Origin of the sequence: Chitinophaga lutea (assembly GCF_003813775.1) — a bacterium.
In the GTDB taxonomy this organism is placed as follows: Bacteria; Bacteroidota; Bacteroidia; order Chitinophagales; family Chitinophagaceae; genus Chitinophaga; species Chitinophaga lutea.
The window spans coordinates 2,306,435-2,320,609 of record NZ_RPDH01000002.1 but is presented as its reverse complement, the minus strand read 5'-3'; the positions used below and the strand labels follow the sequence as shown (position 1 = coordinate 2,320,609).

Genomic DNA, 14,175 nt, shown 5'->3' with positions numbered 1-14,175 from the left:
ATAAAACCAGAACATGGGTCAGAAAACAAATCCTATTGGTAACAGGTTAGGTATCATCAGAGGATGGGACTCTAATTGGTATGGCAGCAAAAAAGATTATGCTACCAAGCTGATCGAAGATAACAAAATCAGGACTTACCTGAATGCCCGTATCAACAAAGGCGGTATCTCCCGCGTAGTGATCGAGCGTACCCTGGGTAAGCTCATCATCACCATCCATACCTCCAAACCTGGTATCATCATAGGTAAAGGCGGTAACGAAGTGGATCGCATCAAGGAAGAGCTGAAGAAGCTGACAGGCAAAGAAGATGTTCAGATCAACATCCTCGAGATCCGTCGCCCTGAAGTGGATGCTACCATCGTTGCTGAAACGATCGCAAAACAGATCGAAAGCCGCATCAACTATAAACGCGCCATCAAAATGGCGATTGCTACCGCACTGCGCATGGGTGCAGAAGGTATCAAGGTGAAAGTAGGCGGCCGTTTGGGCGGTGCTGAAATTGCCCGTTCAGAAGAAATGAAACAAGGCCGTGTGCCCCTGCATACTTACCGCATGGATATCGATTACGCATCTTTGTTCGCTTTGACCGTTTACGGTAAAATCGGTATCAAAGTGTGGATCTGTAAAGGTGAAGTACTGGGTAAACGTGATCTGAACCCGAATGCCATTTCCGGCAAAGAAGGCGGTGAAAGCCGTATCGGTGGCGGCGAGCGCGGTGGAGACCGTGGCGGACGCGGCGGCGAAAGAAGAGATAACCGCGGTGGCGGCGAGAGAAGAGGTGGTGGAGACCGTGGTCCCCGCAAATAATCATGCAGCCGTTAGAAATATCATTTAAACAAACTTTTTAACAACATAAACGATGTTACAGCCCAAGAGAACGAAACACAGGAAGATGCACAAAGGCCGCATCAAAGGTAACGCTAAGAGAGGCGCAGCCCTTTCTTTCGGTTCATTCGGCCTTAAAGCATTGGAACCTAAGTGGATCACAGACCGTCAGATTGAAGCTGCACGTGTCGCTCTGACCAGGCATATGAAGCGTGAAGGTAACGTGTGGATCCGTATTTTCCCCGACAAGCCGATCACTGCTAAGCCGCTGGAAGTGAGGATGGGTAAAGGTAAAGGTGCTCCCGACCATTGGGCAGCCGTTGTAAAGCCCGGTCGCATCCTGTTTGAAGCAGACGGTGTGCCCATGCAAGTAGCCAAAGAAGCTATGGAGCTGGCCGCACAGAAACTGCCGATCAAGGTGAAATTCGTAGTACGCCGCGACTACGTTGCTTAATCAGCACCCGGTTCTTTTAAACAAACCTGATAACCAGAAACAAAATTTAATACAATGCCTAAAGCAAAACTGGATCTTAAAAGCCTGAGCGACCAGGACCTGAAGGAGAAACTGTCTGAAGAGTCACTGCGCCTGAAAAAGATCACGTTCAGCCATGCGGTAACGCCGATCGAAAATCCCATGAGCATCCGTTTCATGAGAAGGGAGATTGCGCGCATCCAGACTGAACTTCGCAGAAGAGCGTTGGGATTCTAATTCCCAGCCAAGGGTTGGAATAGTGATAGCTATTGACCAGCATAACAATTAACAAATTTATAGCCGCGTAAAAAGCGGTTTGGAGGTAAAATAACTTTCAAAATGACCGAAAGAAAATTAAGAAAAACCAGGATCGGCGTAGTATCCAGCAACAAAATGGATAAGACTGTAACCGTGAGCGTTGAGCGTAAGGTGAAACACCCGATCTATGGTAAGTTCGTAAAGAAAACCACCAAGTTCATGGCACACGACGAAAAGAACGAGTGCAGCATTGGTGATACCGTACGAATCATGGAAACACGCCCGCTGAGCAAAAACAAATGCTGGCGCATGGTGGAAGTGATCGAAAAAGTAAAGTAATTATTCATTTGTTTCAAGCTGCCGGTTTTATGCGAACCTGCAGCCGCTGCTAAACAATTAACAAACGTATTACGATGATACAACAAGAATCAAGGCTGAACGTAGCTGATAACAGTGGTGCCAAAGAAGTACTCTGCATCCGCGTACTCGGCAACTCCGGCCAGGACTATGCAGGAGTAGGTGATAAGATTGTAGTAACGGTTAAAGATGCCATCCCCGGTGGTGGTATGAAAAAAGGCACCGTAACCAAAGCTGTTATTGTAAGAACCAAGAAGAAACTCCGTCGCCGTGACGGTTCTTACATCCGCTTCGACGATAACGCCGTTGTATTGCTGAACAACTCCGACGAGCCCCGCGGGACCCGTATTTTCGGTCCGGTTGCCCGTGAGCTTCGTGATAAAGGATATATGAAGATTATCTCCCTGGCGCCTGAGGTGCTTTAAGGAGCGACTATAGAGATTTCGGATTTGGGATTCAAGCGATTATTAATTAAGGGTATATATATACAGAATACCTTTATCTGAAGGCTGGAATTCAAGATCCGAAATCTTTGCATATCTTTGCAGCCCGTTTCAAAAACGACATAAATATTAATCAAGCGGAACAAGTGTTTCGTTTGGCGTTTAAATAAACAAACAGATGAAAACTAGATTTAAGCCTAAGTTCAACATTAAGAAAGGCGACCTGGTTGTGGTAGTTACCGGTGACGACAAGGACCGGACCAAACCCCGCAAGGTGTTGGAGGTAATTACCGACAAAGCACGTGTGCTGGTTGAGGGTGTGAACATCATCACCAAACACACCAAACCTTCCGCTCAGAATACCAAAGGCGGTATTGTAAAGCAGGAAGCGCCTATCGCCATTTCCAACGTAATGTTGTGGGATGCTAAGGCTGGCAAGCCCACCCGTGTGGCTCGCCAAAGAGAAAACGGTAAAGTAGTTCGTATCGCTAAAAAATCAGGGGAGGTAATTAAATAATGGCAAACACATCATATCAACCCAGGCTGCAGACCAAATACCGTACTGAAGTAGTGTCTGCTTTGCAAAAGAAGTTCAACTATAAGAGCGTAATGCAGGTTCCCCGCCTCACCAAGATCTGCCTGAACCAGGGCATCAACGGTGCGGTAGGTGATAAAAAGCTGGTGGATATCGCAGTAGACGAAATGACCCGCATCGCCGGTCAGAAAGCTATTGCTACTTTGTCTAAAAAGGACATCTCCAACTTTAAGCTGCGTAAGCACATGCCCATCGGTGCAAGGGTAACCCTGCGCGGTGTGAACATGTACGAGTTCCTGGACAGGCTGATCTCCGTATCCCTGCCCCGCGTGCGTGACTTCAAAGGTGTGAACGAAAAAGCTTTCGACGGCCGCGGTAACTATACCATGGGCGTTACCGAGCAGATCATCTTCCCGGAGATCGACATCGATAAAGTGAACCGTATCACCGGTATGGATATCACCTTCGTAACCACCGCCCAGACCAACGAAGAAGCTTACGAGCTCCTGAAAGAACTGGGTATGCCGTTCAAGAACATCAAAAAAGACAATCAATAATTCAATATGGCAAAAGAATCAGTAAAAGCCAGACAAAGAAAGAGAGAAGCCATGGTGGCCAAATTTGCAGAGAAACGCGCTGCGCTGAAAGCAGAAGGGAACTATGCAGAACTGGACAAACTGCCCAAAAACGCTTCTCCCGTTCGCCTGCATAACAGATGCCAGCTGTCCGGCCGTCCGAAAGGTTATATCCGTCAGTTCGGCATTTGCCGTAACATGTTCCGCGACATGGCACTGGCTGGTAAAATCCCCGGCGTAAGAAAAGCTTCCTGGTAAGCACCTACAGGTATTGATTTTCCTTTCTATATCGATTGGATATCGCATTGTTGTGGCAGAAAGCCGCACTCATTTTTAAAACATTAACTGACAATGGTTACTGATCCAATAGCAGATTTTTTAACACGCATCCGTAACGCCCAGATGGCTAACCACCGGATCGTGGAAATCCCGGCTTCCAAGCTGAAGAAACGTATTACCGAAATTCTGTACGACAAAGGTTATATCCTGAAGTACAAATTCGAAGAGGACAGCAAACAGGGCCTCATCAAAATAGCGTTGAAATACGATCCGCAGACGAAAGTTCCTGCCATCCAGGATCTGCAGCGTATCTCCCGCCCCGGTCTTCGCCAGTACTCAAAACCTGGTGACTTCACCCGTATCAAAAACGGTCTGGGCATCGCTATCATCTCTACTTCCAAAGGTGTAATGACCGACAAGGAAGCCAAAGCGCAAAACGTAGGTGGCGAAGTAGTTTGCTTCGTATACTAATATATTTTATCCCGCCTTATGCAAATGAGGCGGGATTACGGTATATCTGACAATTAAGCCTTCTATACGGGCTGAACACGGGATACCGGATTCACAACAATAATAAACTGACGAACTATGTCACGTATAGGAAGAAGTCCTATTAAACTGGCCAGCGGTGTAACTGTAAATGTTTCCGCTGCTAACGAAATCACGGTAAAAGGTCCGAAAGGCGAACTGAAACAGGCGATCGACCGCGATATTAAAGTGGAAGTGAAAGACGGTGAGATTGTGATCACCCGCCCGACCGACCAGATCCGCCACCGCTCTCTGCACGGTCTGTACCGCGCACTGATCGCGAACATGGTGACCGGGGTTACGGACGGATTCAAAAAGCAACTCGAACTCGTAGGTGTAGGTTACAAGGCTACGAATGCAGGTCAGTTGCTGGATTTATCTTTGGGTTATTCTCACAACATCGTTTTCGAAGTTCCCAAAGAACTGAAGGTATCGACCCTGACTGAAAAAGGGCAGAACCCGAAGATCATGCTGGAAGGCCTGGACAATCAATTGCTGGGCCAGGTTGCCGCTAAAATCCGCAGCCTGCGCAAACCCGAGCCGTACAAAGGTAAAGGTGTACGCTACAGCGATGAGGTTGTTCGCAAGAAAGCTGGTAAATCTGCCGGTAAGTAATAGCCTGATGCGCCGCGCTGCATAAGGCCGCCGGCGGGAAACCGAATTATTAAACTTATACAGGGGGAGAGGCCGGCCGAAAACCGGTCTTTACCCTGAACATAGCTCCGGCAGCATCGGAGCCTTAAATACACTAAGTGATGAGTACAAAAACAAACAGGAGACAGAATATCCGCTACAGGATCCGTAAAAAGATCAGCGGTACTGCACAAAAGCCGAGACTGGCTGTTTATCGCAGCAATGCCGAAATTTATGTGCAGCTGATTGACGATACCAATGGTACTACCCTGGCATCCGCTTCTTCCCGCGAAAAAGCGATCGCAGCGCAAACCGCTCCGAAAGTGGAGAAAGCCAAACTGGTAGGTGCTGCCCTGGCTGCTAAAGCCGCTGCACTGGGTATTACTACCTGCGTATTCGACAGAAGTGGTTATCTCTACCATGGCCGTGTAAAGTCAGTTGCTGACGGTGCGCGCGAAGGAGGCCTGCAATTCTAATCAGGAAGACCAGGAGTAAAAACAATCAGATATCGTAATTCTTATTAAATAAAAATGGCAAAGAATTCATTCAATAAAGTAAAAGCTGGCGATCTGGAGCTGAAAGAAAAGGTTGTAGCTATTAACAGGGTGACCAAAACTACCAAAGGCGGCCGTACTTTCAGTTTCTCCGCACTGGTGGTGGTTGGTAACGAGAATGGTGTAGTAGGCCACGGTCTTGGTAAAGCCAAGGAAGTACAGGAAGCTATCACCAAAGGGATCGACGACGCTAAGAAAAACCTGATCAAAGTTCCGGTACATCACGGTACTATTCCTCACGACCAGCTGGCGAAGGAAGGTGCTGCGAAAGTACTGATCAAACCGGCTGCCCACGGTACCGGTGTGATCGCTGGAGGTTCTATGCGTGCTGTGCTGGAAAGCGCCGGTATCACCGACGTTCTGGCAAAGTCACTGGGTTCCGCTAACCCCCACAACGTGGTAAAAGCTACCTTCAAGGCGCTGGGCATGCTCCGCGAGCCGATCGCGATCGCCAAACAACGCAGCGTATCCCTGAAGAAAGTATTCAACGGTTAAGTATCCGTTCCAACACCTGGCCGTTCCCGGAAGGGACGGCACCGGTCACTTTAATTGGAAATATTTAAATAAAATGGCAAAGATTAAGATCACCCAGGTAAAAAGTGGTATTGACCGCCCCGAACGTCAGAAACTGACGCTGAAGGCGCTCGGACTGAAGAAGCTGAACAACACCGTAGAAGTGGAAGCTACTCCTCAGATCCTGGGCATGGTTCGCACGGTGAACCACCTGGTAAAAGTTGAGCAGGTGAATGCATAATGTAAAATTTTCATTTTTACATTTGGCATCTTACTTTTTTGAACTATCATTGTAAAAGCGAGCGGTTGATTTCCGCGTAAGTAAAACAATTCATATTATGAGCTTACAGAACTTAAGACCTGCAAAAGGCGCAGTACATAAAGAAAAACGTTTAGGTCGTGGTGAAGCCTCCGGTAAAGGTGGTACCGCCACAAAAGGTAACAAAGGTGCCCAATCCAACACCGGTTACTCCAGCAAAAGAGGCCATGAGGGCGGTCAGATGCCCATCCAGCGCCGTCTGCCGAAACGTGGTTTTATTCCCATCACCCGCACTGAATATAAAGTATTCAATATCGGCGAACTGGAACAGATTGTTGAAAAATACGGTCTGCAGGAATTCTCTCTCGAAAACCTGTACCTGAACGGCCTGATCAGCAAAACTGCCAAAGTAAAAGTACTCGGTCAAGGGGAACTGAAAAGCAAAGTAACGCTGAAAGTGAACGCGATCAGCGAGAAAGCCAAGTCTGCCGTTGAAGCAGCTGGTGGATCCGTAGAACTGGTTTAAGAAAATTACGATAGAGAAGGCGCCTACGGAGTAGTGCGTCTTTTCGAATTTTACACGCGTTATTAAACTCTTATCTTCCTGTGAAGAAATTTATCGAAACCATAAAGAACATCTGGAGCATCGAGGACCTGCGCAAGCGCATCCTCACCACCCTGCTCCTGGTACTGGTATACCGTGTGGGTTCCTATATCACCCTGCCCGGTCTCGATCCCAACGAGCTGGCCAAATTCTCCGAGACTTCCCAGAAAGGTATCCTTGGGCTCTTTAACATGTTTGCCGGTGGTTCATTCTCCCGCGCTTCCATCTTCGCCCTCGGCATCATGCCCTATATCTCGGCGTCCATCGCCATCCAGCTGCTGACCATAGCAGTGCCTTATTTCCAGAAATTGCAGAAAGAAGGGGATAGCGGACGGAAGAAAATTAATCAGTATACCCGTCTGTTAACCGTTGTTGTAACGGCTTTCCAGGCAAGTGCATACGTAGCTTACTTAAGAACCCAGTCCGGCGGTGCCCTCATCCCCGAATATGGGTCTTTCTTATTCTGGTTATCTACCACCGTGGTACTGACCGCCGGCACGCTGTTCATCATGTGGCTCGGTGAAAAGATCACAGATAAGGGTATTGGTAACGGTACTTCCATCATCATCATGACAGGTATCCTGGCCCGTTTGCCCGAAGCCCTCCTGCAGGAGCTTTCGCTCAAAACAACCGGCGCCGGCGGCGGCCTGCTCGTGTTCCTGATCGAGATCGCCATGTTCATCCTAATTACCGTAGGCCTCATCCTGCTGGTACAGGGTACCCGGAAAATCCCGGTGAACTATGCGAAACGTATTGTCGGTAACAAACAATACGGCGGCGTACGCCAGTTCATTCCCCTGAAAGTGAATGCTGCCGGTGTAATGCCGATCATCTTCGCCCAGGCCATCATGTTCATCCCGGCAACAGCCATCGGCTTTGCCACCTCCGATAACGCATCTTCTTTCATCCGCATTTTCAGCGACCATACCAATCCCTGGTATAACGTGATCTATGCAGTACTGGTAGTGGTGTTCACCTTCTTCTATACTGCCCTGATCTTCAATCCCACGCAGATGGCCGATGAAATGAAACGCAACAACGGGTTCATCCCCGGCGTAAAACCCGGTAAAGCCACCGCCGATTACATCGGTGCGGTGATGGACCGTATCACCCTCCCCGGCGCCTTCTTCCTGGCACTGGTAGGTATACTGCCCGGCATTGCCGCTGCCGCCAACATCAACAGCCTGTTCGCCACCTTCTTCGGTGGTACCTCCCTGCTGATCATGGTGGGCGTTATCCTCGATACGCTGCAGCAGATCGAGAGCCAGCTGCTCATGCGCCACTACGACGGCCTGATGAGCTCCGGCCGCATCAAAGGCAGAACCTCACCGGCTAATGCCTGATTCATCAAAACAAACTGACAAGATATAACGACCACCGGGAGCCTTCACTCCCGGTGGTTTTTTATTAACCCCCGTTGAACTCCGGCCCGCACTCCGCTGTTCTATTGGGGCAAACCACAATAATTGCATAATTTCGCGTGTTATGATCCATTATAAGACGAAAGAAGAAATTGAACTTATCCGTCAGAGCGCCCAATTGGTGAGCGCCACCCTGGCGGAAGTGGCCGCAAGGCTCAAACCCGGCATGAGCACCCTCGATGTGGATGCCATCGCCGAACAATTCATCCGCGACCATGGAGCAGTGCCCTCCTTCAAGAACTATAAAGGTTTTCCCAATACCTGCTGCATCTCCGTGAACGAGGCAGTGGTGCATGGCATCCCCAACGGCCATATCCTTAAGGAAGGCGACGTGGTGTCGGTAGATGTGGGCGTATTCAGCAACGGGTTCCATGGCGACAGCGCCTACACCTTCGCGATCGGCGAGGTACCCACCCATGTGCAGAAGCTGATGGCCGCTACCAAGGCAGCGCTGATGAAGGGCATTGAGAAGGCTGTTGTTGGCAACCGGGTAGGGGATATCGCCTACGCCATCCAGGACTATGTGGAACGGGAGAGGGGCTACGGCGTGGTGCGCGAGCTGGTAGGGCACGGCCTGGGCCGTAACCTGCACGAAGACCCCCAGGTGCCCAACTACGGCCGCCGGGGTAGTGGTGCGGTACTGAAAGAGGGCCTGGTGATCGCCATTGAGCCCATGGTGAACCTCGGTACCCGCGATGTGGAGTATCTGGAAGACGGCTGGACCGTGGTGACCCGCGACCGGAAGGTATCGGTGCACTACGAGCATACAGTGGCCGTAATGAAAGGGAAAGCGGACATGCTGTCGACTTTCGAGCACATCGAGGCCGCGGAGAAAAAGAACGAAGCCCTCAACTCCGTATATATCAACTAAAGCATATACGAAAAAGACCGGTGTACCGGTCTTTTTTATTGCCCTGGCCGGTGCAATTTAAACAGCCGGGAGATAGTATTTTGCGGCGGTGATAACGGGAAATACCGTATCTTTGCGTTCCTTTTGGGGATTTTGAAGAGAGAAACGACGGGAACCCTTGCAAGGTATTACACAATAGAAGACTGTATATTTAATTGATTTAGAGAGACTTTTAACCGATAAACAATTATTTTTTAAAAGTTATCCACACAGCGCGGCTTTTTCATCAATTATTTCCGGTATTTTTTTCGGTTTAAGAAACTTTTGTGGTATCTTTGCATTCCTAAAAATTTTTATGGCGAAACAGGCACTCATTAAACAGGATGGTATTATTCTCGAAGCCTTATCTAATGCAATGTTCCGGGTGAAACTGGAGAACGGACATGAGATTCTGGCTACCATTTCTGGCAAAATGAGAATGCACTATATCCGCATCCTGCCGGGTGACAAGGTTGGCGTAGAGATGAGCCCTTACGATTTGAGCAGGGGTCGTATAATTTTCAGGTACAAGTAAACAACTCTGGTAGATTTATAACAATTGACTCATGAAAGTAAGAGCTTCCATCAAGAAAAGAAGTGCAGACTGCAAAATTGTTCGCCGCAAAGGTAAATTGCTGGTGATCAACAAAAAGAATCCTCGTTTTAAGCAACGCCAGGGTTAATCAGCATCTGTATACATTAAAAGAACTATAAACTAAACAATTGATATGGCACGTATAGCCGGTATTGATCTTCCTAAAAACAAAAGAGGCGAAATTGGTCTGACCTATATCTATGGTATCGGCCACTCCACCGCCCAGTATATCCTGGACAAAGCAGGCATCGATTACAATAAGAAAGTGAAGGATTGGAACGATGATGAGCAATCAGCCATCCGTAACATCATCCTCGGAGAGTTTAAAGTAGAGGGTCAGCTGCGTTCCGAAGTGCAGATGAATATCAAGCGTCTGCTGGATATTGCCTGCTACCGTGGGCTTCGTCACAGGAAAGGTCTGCCGGTTAGAGGTCAGCGTACCCGTACCAACAGCCGCACCAGGAAAGGTAAACGTAAAACCGTTGCTGGTAAAAAGAAGGCACCGAAGAAATAGTAAAATCCCTTTGCCGGTATCTCTTTTTCCAGATCCGGGAACTGGCGGCATAAAGGGTTTTTATATAAACAGGGATTTGGAATTTCATCGTTGGAATTATAACGAACTATGGCAAAAGCAACTAATACAAAAGCTGCCGCTAAAAAGAGGGTAGTAAAGGTGGATAACTTCGGGGATGTACATATCTCTGCAAGTTTCAACAACATCATTGTAAGCATCACCAACAAGCAGGGTCAGGTTATCTCCTGGTCTTCTGCCGGTAAAATGGGTTTCAAGGGTTCTAAAAAGAACACCCCGTATGCTGCCCAGCTGGCTGCTTCAGATGCTGCTAAAACCGCCTTCGATGCCGGTCTGAAAAGAGCAGATGTATTTGTAAAAGGCCCTGGTGCCGGTCGTGAAAGCGCTATCCGTGCGATCGCCAACTCCGGTATCGAGGTAACCCTCATCAAAGATGTGACTCCGCTGCCCCACAACGGCTGCCGTCCTCCGAAGAAGAGAAGGGTATAGCATATTCTTTTACGGATTGCGCATTGGGAATTACGAATCAGGATGTTATCATCAGGAATCGTGAGTCATAATACGTAATTCGTAATTTTTATTTGTATATTTATTCATCACAGTGGGTGCAAGATCGAGTTTTAAGATTTTTAAATGAGCTTGCACCGTTACTAAAAATCTGAACCACAGAACATGGCAAGGTACACAGGACCAAAGACCAAGATCTCCAGAATCTTTGGAGAGCCCATTTTAGGTAATGGCAAATATTTAGGCAAGAACAGCAACCCTCCCGGTCAGCACGGTGCGCAACGCAAACGTAAACAACTGGGTGAGTATGCACTGCAGCTGAGAGAAAAACAAAAAGCAAAATACACTTACGGTGTGCTCGAAAAACAGTTCCGTAACCTGTTCGAAGAAGCTAACCGTAGAAAAGGCGTTACCGGTGAGGTTTTGATCAAATTGCTCGAAGCCCGTCTGGACAACACCGTATTCCGTATGGGTATCGCACCCTCACGCCCTGCTGCCCGCCAGCTCGTTGCCCACAAGCACGTAACTGTAAACGGCGTAGTAGTGAATGTTCCTTCTTACCAGCTGAAACCGGGCGATACCATCGGCCTGAAAGACAAAACTGCCGGTAACACTTCCCTGACCAGCAACATTCGCGGTAAAAACCCGAAATTCAGCTGGCTCGACTGGAATGAGAAAGACCTGAAAGGTACATTCATCGCGTATCCGGAAAGAGAAAGCGTTCCTGAGAACATCAAGGAACAACTGATCGTGGAATTGTACTCCAAGTAATAAGTTATAGCCATCTGCGGGTGGCTATAGCCATATAACATAAGTTAAAACTCATAAATCAAGCATATCAATGGCAATTCTTAATTTCCAAAAGCCTGACAAGATCGTTTTGCAGAAGTCTACCGACTTTGAAGCTCAATTCGAATTCCGTCCGTTAGAACCGGGTTATGGTGTGACAATCGGGAATGCGCTCCGCCGCGTACTGTTGTCTTCATTGGAGGGCTATGCCATTGTGGGAATCAAGATTGAAGGCGCTGATCACGAGTTTGCTACCCTGAAGGGGATCACCGAAGACGTTACTGAAATCATCCTCAACCTGAAACAGGTTCGTTTCAAAAAAATCGTTGAGAATGAAGTAAGCAGCGAAAAAATCCAGATCTCTATCAAAGGCAAAACCGAATTCCGTGCGGACATGATCGAGAAAGCAACCAACTCTTTCCAGATCATGAACCCCGAGCTGTTGATCTGCACCCTGGACCCTTCTGCCAAACTGGACATCGAGCTGACCATCGGCAAAGGCCGTGGTTACGTGCCCGCTGAAGAGAACAGGCCTAAAGATGCAATCTTCGGTTACATCGCCATCGACTCTGTATTTACGCCTATCAAAAACGTAAAATACAGCATCGAAAACACCCGTGTGGAACAGAAAACGGACTACGAGAAACTGATCATGGAAGTGATCACCGACGGTACCATCCACCCGGAAGAAGCTGTTAAACAGGCTTCCCGCATCCTGATCCAACACCTGATGATCATCACCGATGAAAACATCAGCTTCGATACCAAAGACACGGAGAAAGAAGATGTAGTGGACGAACAGACCCTGCAGCTCCGCAAAATCCTGAAAACACCGCTGGAAGACCTCGACCTGAGCGTTCGTGCGTTCAACTGTCTGAAAGCAGCGAAAATCAACTCCCTGAGCGAACTGGTACAGTACGAACAGGAAGAGCTGATGAAATTCAGGAACTTCGGTCAGAAATCGCTCAGCGAAATCGAACAGGTACTCGGCGAAAGAGGTCTGCACTTCGGTATGGACCTGTCCAAACTGAAACTGGACGAAGAATAGTATTCGTATACCACAAATCACGGAGGCCGCAAGGCACCCGTGATTTGTATTTTATAACAAGTACCTTATAATTCCTGACACGGTATAAGGGAACACAAACTAACAAGTCATGCGTCACGGAGTAAAATTAAACAGGCTGAGTCGTACATCTTCTCACCGTAAAGCCCTGATGAGCAACCTCGCTTGCGAACTCATCAGCCACAAAAGAATTCAGACTACATTAGCGAAAGCAAAAGCACTGCGCGTTTACATCGAACCGATGCTGACCCGTGCAAAATCCGACAGCACTCACAACCGTCGTATTGTTTTCAGCTACCTGCAGGATAAAGAAGCCATCACTGAACTGTTTGGCACCATCAGCGAAAAAATCGCCAACCGTCCCGGTGGTTACACCCGCATCATCAAACTCGGTAAAAGGATTGGTGACAACGCGGAAGTAGCCCTGATCGAACTGGTTGATTTCAACGAGATCTACGGTAAAACTGCTGAAGCTGAAAAAGCTCCTGCCAAGAAAACCCGTCGTGCCGGTGGCGCTAAAAAGAAAGCAGAAGATAAAGCTGCTGACACTGCCGCTCCTGCTGCAGAAGCCACTGAAGAGAAAGCTGCTGAATAGTTTTTTTCTGAACGATATCATCAAAAGCCGCCTGTTATACGGGCGGCTTTTTTGTTTACGCTTACATCTTCGGGGGATTGTTTATATGCAAAATAATCTTAATTTAGTGCATCATTATCCTGTCACCTATGCACTACCTGAAATGTGGCCACTGCGGCATGCACAGCGCACTGAAATCCGAATACGTCACCTTCTGCGACCATTGCAGTAAAAAGCTTCCCGTAACATTCGCGGCCTGGCAGGCACGCCATCCCGAAGGCTCATTTGACACTTTCAGCCGGGAGGCAGGTATTTCCGAAGAGCAATACCAGGCTGCCATCCGTAAAAGCCAGCACTGGATATTCAATCTCCGTCAGAAAGCGGCGCTTATTACCGTGGTGGTGATATTTGCAGCCTGCGGCACACTCGGTGCCTGGTACGGCCCCGGCCTGATCAGGATGCTGGGTAAACCCGCCGTTTCGCCGGCCATGCTTGAAACCTCCGGCTGGCGTACCTTCCGGGGGAACGTACTGCGGCTGCAGACGCCTGTTTCACTGTCGCCCGTTTCAAGGAATGATATGCCCAATGTACGGCTGAAGGCATTTGCCGGCGGCGGAAAGGCCGAGGGCCTTGAAATCAGCATGCAGGAAGCTATTTTCCTTTCGGAATCACATATTGAGCTGGACCCCGCTTCCAAAGAGGTGGCTGATGCCCTGGCACAACAGGCCGGGGTGTCGCAATTCAGCTATAATGAAAAGAGAATAGTGCTGAACGGAAGTCCCGCCATCTGGCAGCAGGGCAGTTACGTGCTCAACCATTCCGCCCCCATGGAATTCAGTAGCCTGGTGGTGGTAAAGGGTGGCATTCGGGTGCAGGTGCTCATCACCCACCAGGGAAACGATTCCACCGGCCGGCGCGTAGCAGAAGAAGTGCTCAAATCCGCCCAAATGAATTGATCTGAAATTA

Annotated in this window: 24 protein-coding genes; all 24 read left to right on the top strand. The window is 48.5% G+C overall.

Annotated features, from left to right (window positions below; all coding sequences use genetic code 11):
• Nucleotides 1-13 precede the first annotated feature (13 nt).
• The 24 genes from rpsC (at nucleotide 14) to EGT74_RS21590 (ending at nucleotide 14,165) form a co-directional block, all read left to right on the top strand.
• Nucleotides 14-808 (top strand): 30S ribosomal protein S3, encoded by a 795-nt coding sequence (gene rpsC, locus EGT74_RS21705; protein WP_123848638.1) that lies wholly within the window; start codon nucleotides 14-16, stop codon nucleotides 806-808.
• A 52-nt stretch (nucleotides 809-860) separates the two neighbouring features.
• Nucleotides 861-1,280, top strand: a complete 420-nt coding sequence (gene rplP, locus EGT74_RS21700; RefSeq protein ID WP_123848637.1) for a 50S ribosomal protein L16 — start codon at nucleotides 861-863, stop codon at nucleotides 1,278-1,280.
• Nucleotides 1,281-1,334: 54 nt separating this feature from the next.
• The gene (gene rpmC, locus EGT74_RS21695) at nucleotides 1,335-1,535 is read left to right on the top strand and encodes a 50S ribosomal protein L29 (RefSeq protein ID WP_123848636.1); all 201 of its coding nucleotides are present in this window, start codon (nucleotides 1,335-1,337) and stop codon (nucleotides 1,533-1,535) included.
• 102 nt (nucleotides 1,536-1,637) lie between these two features.
• On the top strand, nucleotides 1,638-1,895 hold the full coding sequence (gene rpsQ, locus EGT74_RS21690; protein ID WP_119078758.1) for a 30S ribosomal protein S17: 258 nt from the start codon (nucleotides 1,638-1,640) through the stop codon (nucleotides 1,893-1,895).
• Between the two features lie 74 nt (nucleotides 1,896-1,969).
• Nucleotides 1,970-2,338 carry a 50S ribosomal protein L14 gene (rplN, locus tag EGT74_RS21685; RefSeq protein ID WP_109698268.1) on the top strand — a complete coding sequence of 123 codons (369 nt, stop codon included), beginning with the start codon at nucleotides 1,970-1,972 and terminating at the stop codon, nucleotides 2,336-2,338.
• A gap of 196 nt (nucleotides 2,339-2,534) precedes the next feature.
• Entirely contained in the window at nucleotides 2,535-2,873 is a 339-nt protein-coding gene (rplX, locus tag EGT74_RS21680; protein WP_119078759.1) for a 50S ribosomal protein L24, read from the top strand.
• Nucleotides 2,873-3,448 (top strand): 50S ribosomal protein L5, encoded by a 576-nt coding sequence (gene rplE, locus EGT74_RS21675; RefSeq protein WP_123848635.1) that lies wholly within the window; start codon nucleotides 2,873-2,875, stop codon nucleotides 3,446-3,448. The genes rplX and rplE overlap by 1 nt, the downstream gene beginning before the upstream one ends.
• Nucleotides 3,449-3,454: 6 nt before the next feature.
• Nucleotides 3,455-3,724, top strand: coding sequence for a 30S ribosomal protein S14 (gene rpsN / locus EGT74_RS21670; RefSeq protein WP_123848634.1), 270 nt, complete (start codon nucleotides 3,455-3,457; stop codon nucleotides 3,722-3,724).
• A gap of 93 nt (nucleotides 3,725-3,817) precedes the next feature.
• Nucleotides 3,818-4,216, top strand: a complete 399-nt coding sequence (gene rpsH / locus EGT74_RS21665; protein ID WP_123848633.1) for a 30S ribosomal protein S8 — start codon at nucleotides 3,818-3,820, stop codon at nucleotides 4,214-4,216.
• A 117-nt stretch (nucleotides 4,217-4,333) separates the two neighbouring features.
• Nucleotides 4,334-4,888 carry a 50S ribosomal protein L6 gene (gene rplF, locus EGT74_RS21660; RefSeq protein WP_123848632.1) on the top strand — a complete coding sequence of 185 codons (555 nt, stop codon included), beginning with the start codon at nucleotides 4,334-4,336 and terminating at the stop codon, nucleotides 4,886-4,888.
• A 140-nt stretch (nucleotides 4,889-5,028) separates the two neighbouring features.
• The gene (gene rplR, locus EGT74_RS21655) at nucleotides 5,029-5,382 is read left to right on the top strand and encodes a 50S ribosomal protein L18 (protein ID WP_181954766.1); all 354 of its coding nucleotides are present in this window, start codon (nucleotides 5,029-5,031) and stop codon (nucleotides 5,380-5,382) included.
• Nucleotides 5,383-5,436: 54 nt separating this feature from the next.
• A complete protein-coding gene (gene rpsE, locus EGT74_RS21650; RefSeq protein WP_123848630.1) occupies nucleotides 5,437-5,955 on the top strand; it encodes a 30S ribosomal protein S5 in 519 nt (172 codons plus the stop codon).
• Nucleotides 5,956-6,028: 73 nt separating this feature from the next.
• Nucleotides 6,029-6,214, top strand: a complete 186-nt coding sequence (gene rpmD / locus EGT74_RS21645; RefSeq protein WP_123848629.1) for a 50S ribosomal protein L30 — start codon at nucleotides 6,029-6,031, stop codon at nucleotides 6,212-6,214.
• A 97-nt stretch (nucleotides 6,215-6,311) separates the two neighbouring features.
• Nucleotides 6,312-6,758, top strand: coding sequence for a 50S ribosomal protein L15 (rplO, locus tag EGT74_RS21640; protein WP_123848628.1), 447 nt, complete (start codon nucleotides 6,312-6,314; stop codon nucleotides 6,756-6,758).
• An 80-nt stretch (nucleotides 6,759-6,838) separates the two neighbouring features.
• Nucleotides 6,839-8,179, top strand: a complete 1,341-nt coding sequence (gene secY / locus EGT74_RS21635) for a preprotein translocase subunit SecY (RefSeq protein ID WP_123848627.1) — start codon at nucleotides 6,839-6,841, stop codon at nucleotides 8,177-8,179.
• A gap of 142 nt (nucleotides 8,180-8,321) precedes the next feature.
• A complete protein-coding gene (map, locus tag EGT74_RS21630; RefSeq protein ID WP_123848626.1) occupies nucleotides 8,322-9,128 on the top strand; it encodes a type I methionyl aminopeptidase in 807 nt (268 codons plus the stop codon).
• A 334-nt stretch (nucleotides 9,129-9,462) separates the two neighbouring features.
• Entirely contained in the window at nucleotides 9,463-9,681 is a 219-nt protein-coding gene (infA, locus tag EGT74_RS21625) for a translation initiation factor IF-1 (protein WP_012789309.1), read from the top strand.
• A gap of 31 nt (nucleotides 9,682-9,712) precedes the next feature.
• Complete coding sequence (gene rpmJ, locus EGT74_RS21620) at nucleotides 9,713-9,829, top strand: 50S ribosomal protein L36 (RefSeq protein WP_072360626.1); 117 nt, start codon at nucleotides 9,713-9,715, stop codon at nucleotides 9,827-9,829.
• A 45-nt stretch (nucleotides 9,830-9,874) separates the two neighbouring features.
• Complete coding sequence (gene rpsM / locus EGT74_RS21615) at nucleotides 9,875-10,255, top strand: 30S ribosomal protein S13 (RefSeq protein WP_123848625.1); 381 nt, start codon at nucleotides 9,875-9,877, stop codon at nucleotides 10,253-10,255.
• Between the two features lie 108 nt (nucleotides 10,256-10,363).
• Nucleotides 10,364-10,762 carry a 30S ribosomal protein S11 gene (rpsK, locus tag EGT74_RS21610; RefSeq protein ID WP_074240007.1) on the top strand — a complete coding sequence of 133 codons (399 nt, stop codon included), beginning with the start codon at nucleotides 10,364-10,366 and terminating at the stop codon, nucleotides 10,760-10,762.
• Nucleotides 10,763-10,945: 183 nt separating this feature from the next.
• A complete protein-coding gene (gene rpsD, locus EGT74_RS21605) occupies nucleotides 10,946-11,551 on the top strand; it encodes a 30S ribosomal protein S4 (RefSeq protein WP_123848624.1) in 606 nt (201 codons plus the stop codon).
• Between the two features lie 70 nt (nucleotides 11,552-11,621).
• Nucleotides 11,622-12,617, top strand: coding sequence for a DNA-directed RNA polymerase subunit alpha (locus EGT74_RS21600; RefSeq protein WP_120516901.1), 996 nt, complete (start codon nucleotides 11,622-11,624; stop codon nucleotides 12,615-12,617).
• 109 nt (nucleotides 12,618-12,726) lie between these two features.
• Nucleotides 12,727-13,230 (top strand): 50S ribosomal protein L17, encoded by a 504-nt coding sequence (rplQ, locus tag EGT74_RS21595; protein WP_123848623.1) that lies wholly within the window; start codon nucleotides 12,727-12,729, stop codon nucleotides 13,228-13,230.
• Between the two features lie 128 nt (nucleotides 13,231-13,358).
• Nucleotides 13,359-14,165 carry a hypothetical protein gene (locus tag EGT74_RS21590; protein ID WP_123848622.1) on the top strand — a complete coding sequence of 269 codons (807 nt, stop codon included), beginning with the start codon at nucleotides 13,359-13,361 and terminating at the stop codon, nucleotides 14,163-14,165.
• Nucleotides 14,166-14,175 lie beyond the last annotated feature (10 nt).